The organism is Bifidobacterium asteroides, from assembly GCF_048001765.1.
Taxonomy (GTDB): Bacteria; Actinomycetota; Actinomycetes; order Actinomycetales; family Bifidobacteriaceae; genus Bombiscardovia; species Bombiscardovia asteroides_K.
Map to the genome: position 1 here is coordinate 1,062,998 of NZ_CP181447.1, position 15,871 is coordinate 1,078,868.

A 15,871-nucleotide genomic window follows, 5' to 3' on the forward strand; every position below is an offset into this window, starting at 1 on the left:
CCACAATGGGTCTTGTCGGAATCGACGACTCGACGAATAGGGGTGTGGATCATCATGGCCAAGACCTACAGAAAATCCAGGGGCGGGGCCCCGGCGGGATTCTTCGAGTGCGAGGGGCGCGGGCTGCAATGGCTGGGCCAGGCCCAGGCGCAGGGCGGTCCCCGGGTGGTGGACGTCTACGACTGGGGCCCGGACTACCTGGACATCGAGGAGGTGACCTCCGCCTCCCCCACGCCCGGCGCGGCCTACCGCTTTGGCGCCCAGCTGGCCCACATGCATGATGTCGGGGCCGACCACTTCGGTTCCGCGCCCGAGGGCTACACGGGCACCTGCTACTTCGGACCCCTGCAGGATCCGCTGCCCATGGACGTGGGCGCCTGGGAAGACCCGGCCACCTACTGGGCCAAGGGGCGGCTGGAGCCCATGGTGGGCATGGCCATGGATCGGCGCGCCCTGAACCGCGATGACATGAAGATGACCGAAGAGGTGATCCAGGCCCTGCCGGAGCTGCTGGGCGCTGCCGCCAATGACAAGCCCGCCCGGGTCCACGGGGACCTCTGGAGCGGGAACGTCATGTGGACCAGGAACGACGGGAACACCCAGGCCGTCCTGATTGACCCTGCGGCCCACGGCGGCCACCGCGAGGAGGATCTGGCCATGCTGCAGCTGTTCGGCATCCCCTACCTGGGGCAGATTCTGGACGGCTACCAGAGCGTGCATCCCCTGGCGGCCGGCTACCGGAACCGGACCACGCTCTGGCAGCTCTACGCCATCGCCGGGCACTGCGCCTTCTTCGGCGGCGGCTATGTGAGCGAGTACCGGTCCATGTGCCGGTCGCTGCTGGACTGACTCAGCCGACTCAGCTGAAGATGTCCTTGAGCTTGCCGAAGATCCCCTTGCGGCCCCCGACTCCGGCAGGCTTGGCACTCTGCGGGACCTGCCTGGCTTCAGAGTCGTGGCTGTTGGCGAAGTCCTCAATCAGGCGGCGCTGATCGTCGTCCAGCTTGGTGGGGATCTGGACCAGCACGTGGACGATGATGTCGCCGCGCTCCTCCCGGTTGCCCAGCCTGGTGACGCCCAGGCCCTTGATGGTGATCTCCTGGTCAGGCTGGCAGCCGGCGGGGATGTCCACCTGACGCTGGCCGTCGAAGGTCTCCAGGTCAACCTGGTGGCCCAGCACGGCCCAGGTCATGGGCACGGCGATCCAGCAGTGCAGGTCCTGGCCGCTGCGGGTGTAGTGCTTGTCGGGCTTGATGCTGATGTCCACATACAGGTCGCCGGCGGCACCGCCGCCCTCGCCCACCTCGCCCTGGGAGGCCAGCCGCAGCCGGGAGCCGTCAGCCACGCCAGCGGGCACGTTGACGCCCACCTCGCGCCGGGTGCGCACACGGCCATGGCCGTTGCAGACCGGGCAGGGGTGCTCGATGATGGTGCCGTGGCCCTCGCACCGCTCGCAGGGTGCCTGGCTCATCATCTGCCCCAGCAGGGTCCGCACCACCTTCTGGGCATAGCCCTTGCCGTTGCAGACCGGGCAGGTCACCGGGGAGGTCCCCTTCTGGGCCCCCGAGCCGCCGCATTCCTGGCAGAGGCCGTAGGTGCTGATGGGGGTGCGTACCACGCCGCCGAAGATGGCGGTCTTCATGTCCACGGAGACCTGGGCCAAGGCGTCCCGGCCGGGCTGGGTGCGCGGAATGGGCCCCTGGGTGGTGCCCCCGAAGCCGCCGCCGAAGAACTGGTTGAAGACGTCGCCCATGTCGAAGGGGCTGCCCCCCTGGGAGGCCTGGGGATCGTTGGGGTCCACGCCCGCGTCGTACATGCGCCGCTTCTCGGGGTCGGAGAGCACCTCGTAGGCGCTGTTGACCTCCTTGAACTTGTCCTCGTATTCAGGCCCGGCGATGTCCGGGTGGTACTTGCGGCTCATCTTGCGATAGGCGCGCTTGATGTCCTGATCGCTCGCGCCGCGCTCGACTCCCAAAACCTCGTAGTAATCTGCCACCGATCATCCTTTTCGTTTGATGCCCTCTCGACCCATAGTTGCATGGGCCCACGATACCTATGACTTATGCTGCTGCCCTGACGGTCACGGCTCCCCGTCGCCGGCCAGGAAACCGGTCAGATAGGAGGCCACGGCACGAACCGCGCTCATGGTCGCCGGATAGTCCATATGGGTCGGGCCGATGGAACCCACGAAGGCCACGGGCTCGTCCGCTTCGGAGCCGTCGGTCTGCCTGGACCGGGCATGCCCGTATCCGCTGGTTACCACCGAGGCGTGGGCCAGCTCCGGGGTCCGGGTCTCGGTGCCGATGGCCACGCTGACTCCGTTGCTTTCACGTGAGAGCTCACTCTGGGCCCGCATGAGCCGCATGAGCACCACCTGCTCCTCCAGGGCGTCCAGCAGCGAGCCCAGGTCCCCCAGGGAGACGGCCTGGCTGTGGGTCAGCTGGGAGGTGCCGGCCATGTAGAGGCCGCTGGTCTGTTCCCGAGTGGCCATCTCGTCAAAGACCGTGGCCACCAGGCGCAGCATGGACTTGTCTCGGCCCTCGGTCAGGGAGTCGGCCAGCATGCGGCAGCGGTCGGCGGCGCGGTCCAGGGGCAGGTCCTGGCACTGTCTGTTGATCTTGTCGGACAGGTCCGCCAGGGCGTTCGGGTCCTCCTGCAAGGGCCCGTGCAGGGTGCGCTGGACCACCCGGCCGGTGTCGGTGATGACCACCATAAGTACGGTCCCCCGGCTCAGTCCTATAAGCTCGGCCCGGCGCAGGTTCGAGCTGGCCAGGGAGGGCGAGGCCACCACGGCGATCTGCCCGGTGATCTGGGCCAGAAGACGGGCGGCGTGCTGCAGGGTGTCCTCAAGGTTGACCGACCCGGACAGGAAGGCGTTGATCCCCCGGCGCTGGGCGGCGGACAGGGGCACGATGGTGGCCAGCCTGTCGACGAAGTAACGGTAGCCCTTCTGGGTGGGGATGCGGCCGGCCGAGGTGTGGGGCTGGACCAGGTAGCCCTCGCTCTCCAGGGCCGCCATGTCGTTGCGCACGGTGGCGGAGCTGACTCCAAGCTGATGATTTCTGGTGAGCGAACCCGACCCTACCGGCTCGCGAGAACGGATATAGTCCTCGACGACCGCGCGCAGCACCAGCATGCGTCTGGTATTAGGCAATGTCGCTCCTTCCGTCATGGTTTCATTATTAGCACTCGGGCCATGAGAGTGCCAAAACGTCGTGCGAAGAGCCGAATTGTGTCGTCTCAAACCGATACGATGGAAACGCATAGTGAAGGTAATCGAACATTTTCGACACAAGTCGAACATGGAGACCTCTACATTGGAAGGAAAGCAGCACCATATGGCAGATTTCACATGGTCCGAACTCGATGAGCGGGCTGTCAAGATGGCCAAGGTCCTCTCGGCCGACGCGGTCGAGAAGGCCGGAAGCGGCCACCCCGGCTCCCCTATTTCGCTGGCGCCCATCGCTTACGCGCTCTACCAGCACTTCATCCGTCACGACCCCAACGACCCCGACTGGGTTGGGCGCGATCGGTTCATTCTCTCCGGCGGCCACGCCTCGCTGACCCAGTACGTGCAGCTCTACTTCTCCGGGTACGGACTGACCCTGGACGATCTGAAGCGCTTCCGCACCGCTGGCACCAGGACCCCCGGCCACCCCGAGTACGGCCTGACCCCCGGCATCGAGATGACCACCGGCCCGCTGGGCCAGGGTCTGGCCTCGGCCGTGGGCTTCGCCTATGGTCAGCGCTACGAGCGCGGTCTGCTTGATCCGGACGCACCCGAGGGGCAGTCCCCCTTCGACCATAAGGTCTGGGTCATCTGCGGCGAGGGCGACGTCGAGGAGGGCGTCTCCTCCGAGGCCAGCTCCCTGGCCGGCGACCAACGCCTGGGCAACCTGACCGTCATCTTCGATGCCAACCACATCCAGATCGAGGGCGATACCCGCATCTCCCTGGGCGAGGACATCCTCAAGCGCTACCAGGCCTACGGCTGGTACACCGACGAGTTCAGCTTCATCCAGCCCGACGGCTCCTACAAGGAGGACGTCGAGGGCCTGGCTGCCGTCCTGGAGAAGGCCGAGCAGGTCACCGACCGGCCCAAGTTCATCAAGGTGGACACCCTGATGGCCTGGCCCACCCCCGGCAAGACCAACGATCCTTCAGCCCACGGCTCCGCCCTGGGTGCCGAGGCCGTCGCCGGTCTGAAGAAGACCCTGGGCTACGACCCTGAGCAGAGCTTCCAGATTGACGAGGAGGCCCTGGCCCACGCACGCGAGGTCGCCCAGCGCGGCCTGGCCGCCCACAAGGACTGGGACGAGAAGTACCAGGCCTGGCGCAAGGCCAACCCCGACAAGGCTGCCCTCTACGACCGCATCCATGCCGGCAAGCTGCCAGAGGGCTTCGACAAGGCCCTGGACGACCTGGAGGCTGGCTTCGAGCCCGGCTCCAAGGTGGCCACCCGCAAGGCCTCCGGCGCAGTCATCAACGCCCTGGCCCCCATCATGCCCGAGCTCTGGGGAGGATCCGCCGATCTGGGCGGCTCCAACAACACCAACATCAACGGTGCCGTCTCCTTCGCCCCGGAGGCCGACAAGACCGTCCAGTGGCCCAAGGCCAGCAAGTACGGCCGCCAGCTGCACTTCGGCGTGCGCGAGTTCGGCATGGGCGCCATCACCAACGGCATCCTGCTGGGTTCGGACACCAGGCCCTACAACGGGACCTTCTTCCAGTTCAGCGACTATGAGCGCCCCTCGGTGCGCCTGGCCGCCCTGATGGACATCCCCAACCTGTATGTGTGGACCCACGACTCCGTGGCCCTGGGCGAGGATGGCCCCACCCACCAGCCCATCGAGCACCTGACCGCCGTGCGCGCCATCCCCCAGATGGAGGTTGTGCGCCCGGCCGACCAGTACGAGACCGCTGAAGCCTACCGCGCCTTCTTCAAGAAGGACAACACCCACCCCACGGCCATGATCCTGACCAGGCAGGGCGTGCCCACCCTGGAGGAGACCAAGGCCAAGGCCCGCGAGGGCGTGCGCAAGGGCGCCTACGTGCTGGTCGACACCGAGGGACAGCCGGATGTGCTGATCATGGCCACCGGTTCCGAGGTGCAGCACGCTGTGGCCGCCTCCAAGACCCTGGCTGAGCAGGGTGTCAAGGCCCGCGTCATCTCCGTGCCCTCGCTGGAGTGGTTCGAGGAGCAGGACGACGAGTACAAGGAAGCCGTTCTGCCTGCCTCCGTCAAGGCCCGTGTCTCTGTTGAGGCCGGACTGGCCACGCCCTGGTACAAGTACCTGGGCAGCTATGGCAAGCCCGTCTCCATCGAGCAGTTCGGCCTGCAGGGCAGCGGCGACGAGAACATGCGCGACCTGGGCATCACCGCTGATCATGTGGTCGAAGCAGCACAGGCCTCCCTGGAGGAAGTCCGTCGGGCCCGCTGAACCCGGCATCGTGATCAATCGGGGGCCGTCCGTGACGCCGGCCCCCTCCCCCGCAGGCACACCCGAAACGCGGGCCTACGGGAATACAGCAACAGACTTCCCGGTAGTGCATAGTGAATGTGATTCCATCGGGAACCCAAATAAGGAGTGACAAGATGGCAGAAAATGCAAACACCCAGCGCACCAGCGATTCAGGTGTCTCGATTTGGCTGGACGATCTGAGCCGCACCCGCATCGAATCGGGCAATCTGCAGCAGCTGATCGCCGAGCGCAATGTGGTGGGCGTGACCACCAACCCCTCAATCTTCCAGAAGGCCCTGAGCCAGGTGGGTCCCTATGACGAACAGCTCAAGCAGTTGGGCCGCATCCCCGTCGAGGAGGCCGTCCGTGAGCTGACCACCACCGACGTGCGCAACGCCACCGACATCTTCCGCGAGGTTGCCGAGAAGACCGATTACGTGGATGGACGCGTTTCCATCGAGGTCGATCCTCGTCTGGCCCACAACACCGAAGAGACCGAGAAACAGGCCGAGGAACTCTGGGCCAAGGTCGACCGTCCCAACGCCATGATCAAGATTCCCGCCACTTTGGAGGGCCTGCCTGCCATCACCGCCACCCTGGCCAAGGGTATCTCGGTCAACGTGACCCTGATCTTCTCTCTGGAACGCTACAAGCAGGTCATCGACGCCTTCATCGAGGGCATAGTTCAGGCCGACAAGAACGGCCATGACCTGAAGCACATGGGCTCGGTCGCCTCCTTCTTCGTCTCCCGCGTGGACACTGCAGTTGACAAGCTGCTGGAAGCCAACGGCTCTGACGAGGCCAAGTCCCTTGAGGGCAAGGCCGCCGTGGCCAACGCCCGCCTAGCCTACGAACTCTTTGAGAAGGCCTTCGACAGCGATCCTCGCTGGGCCGACCTGGAAGCCAAGGGTGCCAAGCGTCAGCGTCCTCTCTGGGCCTCCACCGGCACCAAGAACGCCGCCTACTCAGACTGCAAGTATGTGGACGAACTGGTGGCCCCTCATGTGGTCAACACCATGCCTGAGAAGACCCTGAACGCTCTGGCCGATCACGGCAACGGCGCCCCCTCTGTCAAGGGTACCTATGAGGAGAGCCACCAGGTGATGCAGAAGCTGGCTGACCTGGGCATCAACATCAAGGATGTGACCGACAAGCTGGAGGCCGATGGCGTCGCCGCCTTCATCGACTCCTGGGATTCGGTCCTCTCCGATGTGCAGAAGGGCATCGACCGCGTCAACGGCTGAGCGCCATAAGTATCCATGAAGCATTCCCAAATCCTACTGGAATGGGGGAATGGAAAAGGATCCCGCCGACAACAGCCAGAGGGATCCTTTTCCATCATGTGTAATGAAGTCACTTTGTTGGAGTTGAACTTTCGACAAACATACTTAAAAAAATCAAGGTACTCAAAGAGAAAAATGTCGCCTTATTCAACAATTACGATATTTGCTTAAAATCTTGAGCTATGACTACCCCACCGATCAATCCGTGGATCATATGTAGCTACTGCCAAGGTAGTATCAGATTGACCATAATAAGCAAGCCATACTCCATGGAATTGAACCAGGCCCTCAACAAACGTTACATTAGGAATCATCCCATTTAGGTCCTCAAAGGATTGAGGGGCCAGCCATGGAATCTGCATTCTAGCAATAACCTGCCCGGGTCGGTCCGGATCAATTGCAAACTGTCCGCACCTGTAATCAACGTCGTATGTCCCATCGCTTCTAAGAGTGCGAACGGCCCCGTTTACAAGGAATATTAACAAGCCATTGTCAGCCATTACCGGAGGGGCACCGATCTCAACTAAATCAGCATCGAAGCTGCCGGGTGTAGGACTATAAATCGGATGCTTGTCGTCACTTAAAGGTTGCCAATGAATCAGATCACTACTGGTTGCAGCGTAAATGCAGCCTTCTCCGAAGTACATCCACCACTTATTCTGAATGCGGAACGGAACAATTACTCCAGCCTTGGACCAATCAAATCCTCTGGCATCTTTAGTGGCTGCAAAAGTGTCAAAATCACTAAAAATCGGGCCATGCTTGGTCCAGTTGTGCAAGTCTGTTGATGTCGCTAAGCACAGTAGGGCGCTATGCCGATCCCAACCGGTATAGGTTAAATAGTATGTGCCATCAATCTTAGTTATACGTGGATCCTCGCAGCCATATCGGTCATAAGCCTCGCTAGGCGATAAAATCGGATTCTTTTCTCGATCGAAATGAAGACCGTCTGAGCTACGGGCTAGGCCAATATGAGAAACTATGTCAGTTGAATGAGCACGGTAAAGTAGCACAACCTCATCGTCAACTACGATGGCCGCAGGATTATATAGGTTTGCTGATTCCCAGCCTTTCCCTAATGGACTGAGGATCGGATTGTTCTCATAAGGTGTGAATGGCCCTAAAGGGAACGCTGCTCTACTGTTCATGAAATTCTTGTCGTTAGTCCGGTTCATTCGTTAATTAACCTTTCGTTGCTGAACCTATATCAGAGGCAGTGAAATATTTCTGGAAGAGGCAAAAGATGATAATTATAGGGAAAGCCAGGACTGTTGCACCCGCTAGGATGGCACCGTTTGGATTCGCCATGCTCTGCGAAGCTGTAGTGATGAAATTAGCCAAAGAGACAGCCAATGGCTGCATAGATGCGTCCTTAGTGATAAGGAAGGGCCAGAGAAATTCGTTCCAAGGGCCGATGAACGTGACCAAAACAGCTGTTACAAGTGCTGGTCTGACCATAGGGATGGCAATAGACCACAAAATTCTGATTTCACTGGCTCCGTCTATTCGAGCCGCCTCAAAAATAGAACGAGGCAGACTTTTGAAAAACTGAGCAAAGATGAACACTGCTGTAGTGTTGATGGCAAAGGGAAGAATCATGCCCAGGTAGGTATCTCCCAAGCCATAACTGCGAGTGATTTGAACATAGAGGGGAATCATGAGCAGCTGAAACGGAACCATCTGAACTAGCAGTATTAAAATCCATGTGAAACCACGACCAGAAAAATCAAGACATGCTAATGAGTAACCAGCTAACAGTCCAAAAACCACAGTCCCAAGCAGAACGCCCCCCACGAAAATCAATGAGTTGAGTAAGGAACCCCATAGATTGATTCGACCATTGATCGCTACGAAGTTATTAAAGGTCCAACCGCTCAAGGGCACCAAACGAGAAGGAGTGTTGGTTGGATTGCTCTGGAAAGCTCCTATGACCATAAAATAGAACGGAAAGGCAAAGATTAGTGCAGCGATAGTAAGCAGACCGTAACGCATTACTCTGCCCACAGTTTGTCTATGTTGTCTGTTTTTGCCTTCGGATAGCTGATTATGATCCTTGCGGACTTTTTCTTCCTCGTGGAAATCATCAGGTTTAGCAGATGATTCAGTACCAAATTTGAAACGTTGATCGATGTCGCTCATGTTAAGTCTCTTTGTTCAGACGATTAGTCAATAGCGAAATGAAGCCGACCAAGATAACTAGCAACATGCCTATGGCTGAAGCCAAATCAGGATGCTGTTGCTGGATACCAAGCTGATAGATCAGGAGCACGGGTGTATTGCTGGCTCCATTCGGCCCACCTCCATTGGTCAACAGATAAGGTTCTGTGAACATGTTTGCCCCTGTGATAATGGCTAACAGCAAAACCAATGTAGTGGTTGGACGAACACCAGGCACTGTAACATGAAGGAAGCGCTGAACCGCGTTCGCCCCATCAACTGCTGCAGCCTCATGCAACTCTTTGGGCACATTTTGAAGCGCTGCCAAATACAACAAAATATAAAAGCCCAATTGTTTCCATGTCACATAAAAGGCTATAGAGGGCATGGCAAGATGTTCGTTGATCAACCATGAAGGATTTGGCGCCAGAGAACCTAATAAAGCGTTCACCAACCCTTTCTGCGAAAAAAGCAGCATCCATACACCCACCAGTGAGACACTGGCGGTGATATATGGCAGGTAAAAAGCAATACGGAAAGCCGTAGCCCATCGGATACCTGCATTAAGTGCCGCTGCTAGCACAATCGAAAGAACAACTGTTAAAGGAACGTTGATAATCAGAAACACTAGTATATTTTTGAAGGATTGAAGCACATCAGGATTTGCCAACACCTGTGAGAAATTTCTGAATCCCACGAAAGGCTTATCAACTTGCGCTCCAGGAGCTGTGAAAAAGTAATCGTGGAAAGCCATATAAGTGGCGAAACACAGAGGATAGGCAAAGATGAACAAGACGAAGATGGCATAAGGCAGAGCAAATAACCCACCAATGGGTTCTTTCCCCAGCCACCGCCGCCACCCTTTAACGGGTGACGACGAACGCTTAAAATACTTAACACTCAAAGTTTAGCCCTTCCTGGCCAACTCGTTGATCGACTTTGCAGCAGAGTCGACAAACTCCTGTGATGAAGTTTTTCCAAAGATCACATCGTTCGACCAGAGTTTACGGAAGGTCTGCCAAACTTCTACAGAATTCATCAAACTTGGTACATCGCCAGTTCGTAAAGCCTGATCAACATAAGGTTTATAAGCCGGGTTTTCTGCTACGAAGTTCTGGTATATTGATTCGCTGTCGCTGCGGATGGGAATCTGTCCTGTGGCTTCAATAAAGCGCTTGTCCTGGTCTTTACCAGTCGAGTATTTGAGGAATTTCCAAGCAGTACCTTGAGCCTTGCAGGAAGTAAACATAGAGATATTCTTTGAATCAGCAAACGTAGTTACATCCTTTTTCCCGTCTTTGGTAGGTATGGGCATCACTCCTGTGTTTACCTTGCCTTTGTATGCAGCGACAGCCCAAGGGCCAGCCAGTTGCATTGCCGTAGTACCTTGAGACATAGCATCATCTGTTGGTTTCTCTTTAGGTGCTAGATTTTCTGCGTAAAGAGTTCGGAAGAATTCTGTGACATCACGTCCATTCTCGTCATCGAATGTGGCTTTTTTGTCCTTTATCAGCGGAACACCATCAGTAGCAGCGAGATAAAGCGGGTAAAAGTCGTTCCACGGCTGGTAGAACTCATTAGTCGGTGCAGGCCAGATGGCGCTTTGCGAGGCACCAGAATTAACGATTTTACGAGCGCCTTCCAAGAAGCTAGCGTAAGTATCCATCTTGGGGTTCTCTGGATCAATCCCTGCTTTCTGGAAAATGTCTTTGTTATAGATGAGCATGATGGGATTCTGTTTCCAAGGAAGTTGGTAGTAATCACCATTGGTTTTATAATGCTCAGCGCTTTTACCGCTGCGTCCTTCGATATAGCTGTTTCCATCCGATATCTTCGATAGGTTCACCAGCCCACCTTGACGAACCCAACCTGGTACAGCCGAACTAGAAATATTGTAGATAAGGCATGGGCTTGTTCCGGCAGTTATGGCAGCAGTTATCGCTTCCTCTGACGATGATGAGGCCGGGATTTCCTGAGCCTTGACTTTTTCGTTAGGGTGTTTTTCATTCCACGAAGAAACCACGGCTTTGCCCCATTTAAGCTCTTGTTCATTGTTGGAGAGCCAAATCTTGATGGGCCCTGTAGAACTTGTTGTGTTTTTATCCGAATTGGCATCAGGAGCACCACATGCCGATAGTCCGAGCGTAAAGGCTAGTACAGTAGTTATAGTTGTCTTCAGGAAAATAGGATTCTTCTTCAACGTATTCCTCCTTGAATACATTTCAAATAACTCAATTCGATTTATCGCCCGATTAACAACCTCCTTTCACCGGGCATATGTCTCCCCCAAATATCCAAAGTCTTGGTATGTCCCATACTTTTAGGCGGATTAGTTCAATCGAGCATGGTGCCCTCCGTACTTTTTCGCCAGCGAACTTTCGGTCGCTGCACTTCTATCGATTGCGGAGTACCGCCTTGGATTACAGCAAGCAACTGTTCAGCGGCCAACTGTCCACGTTCGTATGCGTTGGTTGAGACGCTGGTCATTGGCGGATTGAGGTGAACAGAAATAGGATCATCATCAAAACCTGCTATCGACAGATCTTCGGGTATACTCATGCCAATGCTTTGCGCATACGACAGCCCGGCTATGGCCATGACATCATTCGAGTAAATTATGGCCGTGGGCGGCTGCTCAAGCGACAGAAGCTCTCGTGTCAGTTTTAGTCCACTTTCTGCAGTGAAGTTTCCTTCCCTTAAGAACTCGTCTGTTCCAGTTTCGTCCAAATAAGATATGACTCTTTCATTGGAGTGAACGTAACGCAGTGGGCCTGAGATATGAGCGACTCTGTGGTGACCCCGAGTTTTCAAAGTACGAACCAGCGTACGCATAGGAGCCCTGTCATCCACCCACACACTTGAAAAATCGGGCGCTTGGTTATCATTGCTCGATTGCACCAAAACTACTGAAGCTTCCAGCTCACGTAAAAGATCGATACGCCAGTCGCTGTATGTGAGATCCAAAACTATGAACCCGTCGACCCGACCTTGATACATTGAACGATAAGCTCGAGCTTCTGCTTGTCGGTCAGATACCATTTGTAGGACCAATGCCACTTCGCTTTTAACCAAAACTGATTCCACGCCAGACAGAAAGACCGAAAAGAACATGTCTGAATGGAGAACCTGAGGATCTCGCGCCAGCACGATGCCAATAGCATTGCATCTTTTAGCTGCGAGTGCCCGCGCACTGGAATTAGGAACCCAACCCAATTTTGCCGCGGTATCGATTACTCGTTGCCTTGTTGTTTCCGATATCGGTCTGTGACCATTGAACACATGAGAAACTGTGCCCTTTGTGACACCTGCCTCACGCGCTACATCGTCTATCGTCGGCTTTCGCTTCATCATTCCTCCCTCCCTTATCGGCCAGTGACTTCATTGTTGCGTTGAAATCGAGATTATACCGGTTTGATAATTGGGTCAAAGCGGTTTGATTATCGGCGTGTCAAAGCGGTTTGATAGAGGTTTGATATGTCTTGGTTTGTTGCCTATTGACATAGCTTTAACACACCGAGGATGTTATTAATTCAATAATAGTTATGTTGTCTTGTGATACAAGAATGATGCCTTAATAATTAAGCTCTCGGAACATTAAGACAATGGTGTTTGCCATGAATCGTATAAGAAGATTCTTTTATACATATTTTGAATTTATACCTTCTGCGAGAAGGTCATTCACTTGTCAAAAGCTGGAACTATTAAGCATTGTGCACAGCCCGGTGTTCCCGAACAGTGCACAATGCGCATCTAAAACCAAAATGAAGAATTTATATTCTATCTCTGGCTTTTTATGTCAACGAGCTTTATTCACAAAACAAAGATCGTTGCTTAGATTTGGTGGTTTACTCTGCCTTGGTCTCCTCAACCACCTGCTGCAGGGTGGCGATCAGGGCGGGACTGTCGTTGGGCATGTTCAGCCTGGTCAGGGTGCCGCCGGCGGATTCGATGGCCTTGGCCAGCTCCTGATCGACGTCGTAGCAGATCTCCAGGTTGTCGGCGATGAAGCCGATGGAGGCGGAGACGATGGTCTTCATGCCGCTCTTGGTGATCAGATCCTTGGCTACGGTGACGAAATCAGGACCGATCCAGGGCTCCTGGGTGCGTCCCGCCGACTGCCAGGCCAGCACGTACTGGTCCTCATTGAGGCCGGCTGCCTGAGCCACGGCATTGGTTAGGCCGACGACCTCATCCTTGTAGGGGTCCCCTCCCTGGATGATGCGCAGGGGCAGTGAGTGGGCGCTGAAGATCACCTTGGTGTCCGGTCGGTCGGTCAGATCCTTCTTGGCCACCAGCTGATCGCTCCAGAAGTGGATCAGCTCCTGGTGGTTCCACCAGGACCGCACCGGCAGGTATTCCATGCCCGGATGGGCCTCGACGGCCTTGCGGGCGCGGTTGTGATAGTCCTCGCTCGAATAGGAGGAGTACTGCGGGGCCAGCGGCAGGCCGATGATCTTGGTGATGCCATCGGCGGCAATCTGGTCGACTGCGTCCTTGATGAAGGGGGCGATGTACTTCAGGCCCTCGTAGACCTTGTAGGCACCAGGATGGGCCTTGTCCAGCGCAGCTTGGAGACCGTCGCGCTGGGCTGTGGTGATCGTGGCCAGGGGCGAGGGCAGGCCGATGGCCTTGTAGCGGCCGACCAGCTGGTCCATGAGCGGCTTGGGCGGCTCCTGCCCGTGGCGGATATTGGTGTAGTACCCCTTGATGTCGGACTCCTGGTAGGGGGTGCCGTAAGCCATGAGGAGGACTGCTGTAGGTTCAGTCATTAGCAACTTCTTTCTGTGAAAATGGAATGCAGTATGTCAGGCCGATATTGACCAGGGCTATGACGATGACCACCAGGAACATGTTCCTGTAGGAGGCCAGCCCGGCCTGTCCGCCCACCTTGCCCAGTTCAATGGCTGAGGCGAAGAGCAGAGGGGCGATGGTGGTGCCGATCTTCTTGCAGGCCGACAGCCCGCCGATGGCCTGCATACGGTTCTCTGGTCCGGACAGCCTTCCGGCGATGACCTGGAGCGGCGAGGACATCATGGAGCCCATGCCCACCCCCATCAGGAAGGACAGGACCATGAAGAGCTGCAGGTTGTGAAGGGTCAGAGTGATCACCAGGGCCATCAGGCTTATCAGCGATGAGGAGAAGACGAGCGTGGTCCGGTAGCCGAACTTGTCGACCAGGAGCCCGCCCAGCCAGGACCCGACAACGGAGCCCAGCCCGACGCCGACCATGACCATGCCGGCCGAACGGACCGGAAGCCCGAAAACGGAGTGGACATAGGTTGGGATGTAGACGAAGAGGGAGAAGAACATGCCTCCCAGCGTCCCCAGTAGCAGGGTGAGCCCATAGGAGGGTAGCTTCAGCAGGCGGATGGGCAGGAAGGGCATGGTGTCCTTGGCATCGCCCAGGTTGCGCTCATGCACCAGGAAGATCGCACCGGCCACCACTGCGACCAGGAGGCATCCGATGATCAGGGCCAGGTAGGCGGTTCCGTACTGGAGGAAGGTGATGGCCACCATCAGCAGAGCCAGAGCGATGCTGAAGGAGCCCAGACCCAGGTAGTCGGTCTTCCAGGCGCGGTCGGTTTGGGAGTCGCCCATCATCAACCAGGCCAGGATGAAGAGGATGGCCAGGAAGGGCAGCATCATGAAGTAGTAGGCCCGCCATCCGTGGGTGATGCCCAGAAGCATGCCCGAAAGGACCGGGCTGACCATGGCGGAAAGACCGGCGATGATGCCCACCGTGGAGACCTTCCTGCCCTGGTTGTTCCTGCGGGCACGCTGCAGAAGGACGTTCATGGACAGGACCATGATGCCGCTGTCCCCCAGGGACTGGATGAACCGGCCCAGCAGCATGACCGCATAGTTGGGCGAGACCGCCGTCATCAGACATCCAAGGAACCAGAAGGCCAGCTCCCAGAGGAAGACCTTCCTGGTCCCGTGGGCGTCGGAGAGGTTGGAGGTGATGGGGGTGCCCACCACCAGGCCCAGGGTGTAGAGTCCGACCACCCAGGAGGAGCCCATAGTGGTCAGGCCGAAGGTCCGAGTGATGGACGGCAACATGGTCGGCACCGCTCCCCCATCCAGCTGGGTGATGAAGACGATGACCATGAAGAACCATATGGGCGTGGAAAGGATCGATCTTCTCTCTCTTGTCGACATGGTGTTACTGAACCATCCCATCCGTGAGTAGCTTGTCAATGCGCTCAGGATCGGTCTTGGTTCCTACCAGGAAGTAGGGGAATTCGCCGTAGATGGAGCTGGCTTCGATGTAGCGCATCTCGGTGACGATCTTCTTGAACTCGACGGGGTCGTCGGCAAACAGGGTGACGCCCCACTCGTAGTCGTCCAGGCCGATGGAACCCGTCAGGATGATGGAGACCTTGCCGGCGTATGAACGACCAATCTTGCCGTGGTCGTGCATGTAGGCCTTGCGCTGGTCATAGGGCAGCGTGTACCAGTTGGCGCCCGGGACTCGGGTCTTCGACATGGGGTAGAAGCAGATGTAAGGCTTGTCAGGTGTCTTGGGATGCAGACTGGCATTGACGTAGGACCAGCCACGGTCCGTGGTTGGCTTACCCGAGTAGAGGCCCACCTCGGTGACCGACACATAGGAGAGGGTCGGCTCCAGATAATCGGACAGGCGCAGCTTCTCCAGGGAGGTCTCGACCTCCTGCAGCTGGTCCAGGGTCTCCCTGAGGACCATCAGGCCCAGGTCGGCCTTTTGCCCATTGACCTGGCACCAATAGTGGCTTCCCTTGCCCTGGGACTGGACCGCGTTCAGTTGTGCGGCCAGGGCCTTGAACTCATTCAGATACACCCGGCGTTCGTTCTGCGGCACTCGGCGCCAGTTGGCCCAATCGATCTTCCAGAAGAGGTGAAGGCAGAACCAGCCCTCCAGACTCGGTGCAGCTTGCTCAGCCATGAGCACATCCTTTCGCTTGCTTAGCTTGCACGACATTGTGTGATGTG

13 protein-coding genes are annotated in these 15,871 nt (G+C 57.0%); 3 read left to right on the top strand and 10 right to left on the bottom strand.

Translation table 11 applies throughout. The features are described from left to right. The first annotated feature begins 54 nt into the window (after positions 1 to 54). Complete coding sequence (locus tag ACNAOV_RS04155) at positions 55 to 849, top strand: fructosamine kinase family protein (protein ID WP_416518069.1); 795 nt, start codon at positions 55 to 57, stop codon at positions 847 to 849. 10 nt (positions 850 to 859) lie between these two features. Here ACNAOV_RS04155 and dnaJ read toward each other — a convergent pair whose 3' ends face one another. Further along, positions 860 to 1,996 carry a molecular chaperone DnaJ gene (gene dnaJ / locus ACNAOV_RS04160; protein WP_198184175.1) on the bottom strand — a complete coding sequence of 379 codons (1,137 nt, stop codon included), beginning with the start codon at positions 1,994 to 1,996 and terminating at the stop codon, positions 860 to 862. A gap of 84 nt (positions 1,997 to 2,080) precedes the next feature. Then, positions 2,081 to 3,154, bottom strand: coding sequence for a heat-inducible transcriptional repressor HrcA (gene hrcA / locus ACNAOV_RS04165; RefSeq protein WP_144085722.1), 1,074 nt, complete (start codon positions 3,152 to 3,154; stop codon positions 2,081 to 2,083). Between the two features lie 184 nt (positions 3,155 to 3,338). On the opposite strand from hrcA, the gene tkt reads away from it, so the two are divergent. Both tkt and tal read left to right on the top strand, forming a co-directional pair. Further along, on the top strand, positions 3,339 to 5,441 hold the full coding sequence (tkt, locus tag ACNAOV_RS04170) for a transketolase (protein ID WP_416518070.1): 2,103 nt from the start codon (positions 3,339 to 3,341) through the stop codon (positions 5,439 to 5,441). 155 nt (positions 5,442 to 5,596) lie between these two features. Next, positions 5,597 to 6,706 (top strand): transaldolase, encoded by a 1,110-nt coding sequence (tal, locus tag ACNAOV_RS04175; protein WP_416518071.1) that lies wholly within the window; start codon positions 5,597 to 5,599, stop codon positions 6,704 to 6,706. A 206-nt stretch (positions 6,707 to 6,912) separates the two neighbouring features. On the opposite strand, the gene ACNAOV_RS04180 is transcribed toward tal, so the two are convergent. From ACNAOV_RS04180 to hemQ, 8 genes are all read right to left on the bottom strand, one after another. Beyond that, positions 6,913 to 7,893, bottom strand: a complete 981-nt coding sequence (locus ACNAOV_RS04180; RefSeq protein ID WP_416518072.1) for a glycoside hydrolase family 130 protein — start codon at positions 7,891 to 7,893, stop codon at positions 6,913 to 6,915. Between the two features lie 34 nt (positions 7,894 to 7,927). Then, complete coding sequence (locus ACNAOV_RS04185) at positions 7,928 to 8,884, bottom strand: carbohydrate ABC transporter permease (protein ID WP_416518073.1); 957 nt, start codon at positions 8,882 to 8,884, stop codon at positions 7,928 to 7,930. A 1-nt stretch (position 8,885) separates the two neighbouring features. Then, positions 8,886 to 9,806 (bottom strand): carbohydrate ABC transporter permease, encoded by a 921-nt coding sequence (locus ACNAOV_RS04190; protein ID WP_416518074.1) that lies wholly within the window; start codon positions 9,804 to 9,806, stop codon positions 8,886 to 8,888. 3 nt (positions 9,807 to 9,809) lie between these two features. Then, positions 9,810 to 11,102: an ABC transporter substrate-binding protein gene (locus tag ACNAOV_RS04195; protein WP_416518075.1), complete on the bottom strand. Its 1,293-nt coding sequence runs from the start codon at positions 11,100 to 11,102 to the stop codon at positions 9,810 to 9,812. A 134-nt stretch (positions 11,103 to 11,236) separates the two neighbouring features. After that, positions 11,237 to 12,253, bottom strand: a complete 1,017-nt coding sequence (locus tag ACNAOV_RS04200; protein WP_416518076.1) for a LacI family DNA-binding transcriptional regulator — start codon at positions 12,251 to 12,253, stop codon at positions 11,237 to 11,239. A gap of 494 nt (positions 12,254 to 12,747) precedes the next feature. Beyond that, a complete protein-coding gene (gene hemH, locus ACNAOV_RS04205; protein ID WP_416518077.1) occupies positions 12,748 to 13,671 on the bottom strand; it encodes a ferrochelatase in 924 nt (307 codons plus the stop codon). Next, complete coding sequence (locus tag ACNAOV_RS04210; protein WP_416518078.1) at positions 13,664 to 15,082, bottom strand: MFS transporter; 1,419 nt, start codon at positions 15,080 to 15,082, stop codon at positions 13,664 to 13,666. Before ACNAOV_RS04210 ends, hemH begins: the two co-directional genes overlap by 8 nt. After that, entirely contained in the window at positions 15,066 to 15,824 is a 759-nt protein-coding gene (gene hemQ, locus ACNAOV_RS04215) for a hydrogen peroxide-dependent heme synthase (RefSeq protein ID WP_416518079.1), read from the bottom strand. The genes ACNAOV_RS04210 and hemQ overlap by 17 nt, the downstream gene beginning before the upstream one ends. Positions 15,825 to 15,871: the final 47 nt, after the last annotated feature.

Excerpts from the sequence above, each read along its gene's own strand:
- ACNAOV_RS04155 (WP_416518069.1), top strand. The coding sequence starts at position 55 with ATGGCCAAGACCTACAGAAAATCCAGGGGCGGGGCCCCGGCGGGATTC.
- tkt (WP_416518070.1), top strand. The coding sequence starts at position 3,339 with ATGGCAGATTTCACATGGTCCGAACTCGATGAGCGGGCTGTCAAGATG.
- tal (WP_416518071.1), top strand. The coding sequence starts at position 5,597 with ATGGCAGAAAATGCAAACACCCAGCGCACCAGCGATTCAGGTGTCTCG.
- ACNAOV_RS04180 (WP_416518072.1), bottom strand. The coding sequence starts at position 7,893 with ATGAACAGTAGAGCAGCGTTCCCTTTAGGGCCATTCACACCTTATGAG.
- ACNAOV_RS04185 (WP_416518073.1), bottom strand. The coding sequence starts at position 8,884 with ATGAGCGACATCGATCAACGTTTCAAATTTGGTACTGAATCATCTGCT.
- ACNAOV_RS04200 (WP_416518076.1), bottom strand. The coding sequence starts at position 12,253 with ATGATGAAGCGAAAGCCGACGATAGACGATGTAGCGCGTGAGGCAGGT.
- hemH (WP_416518077.1), bottom strand. The coding sequence starts at position 13,671 with ATGACTGAACCTACAGCAGTCCTCCTCATGGCTTACGGCACCCCCTAC.
- ACNAOV_RS04210 (WP_416518078.1), bottom strand. The coding sequence starts at position 15,082 with ATGGGATGGTTCAGTAACACCATGTCGACAAGAGAGAGAAGATCGATC.
- hemQ (WP_416518079.1), bottom strand. The coding sequence starts at position 15,824 with ATGGCTGAGCAAGCTGCACCGAGTCTGGAGGGCTGGTTCTGCCTTCAC.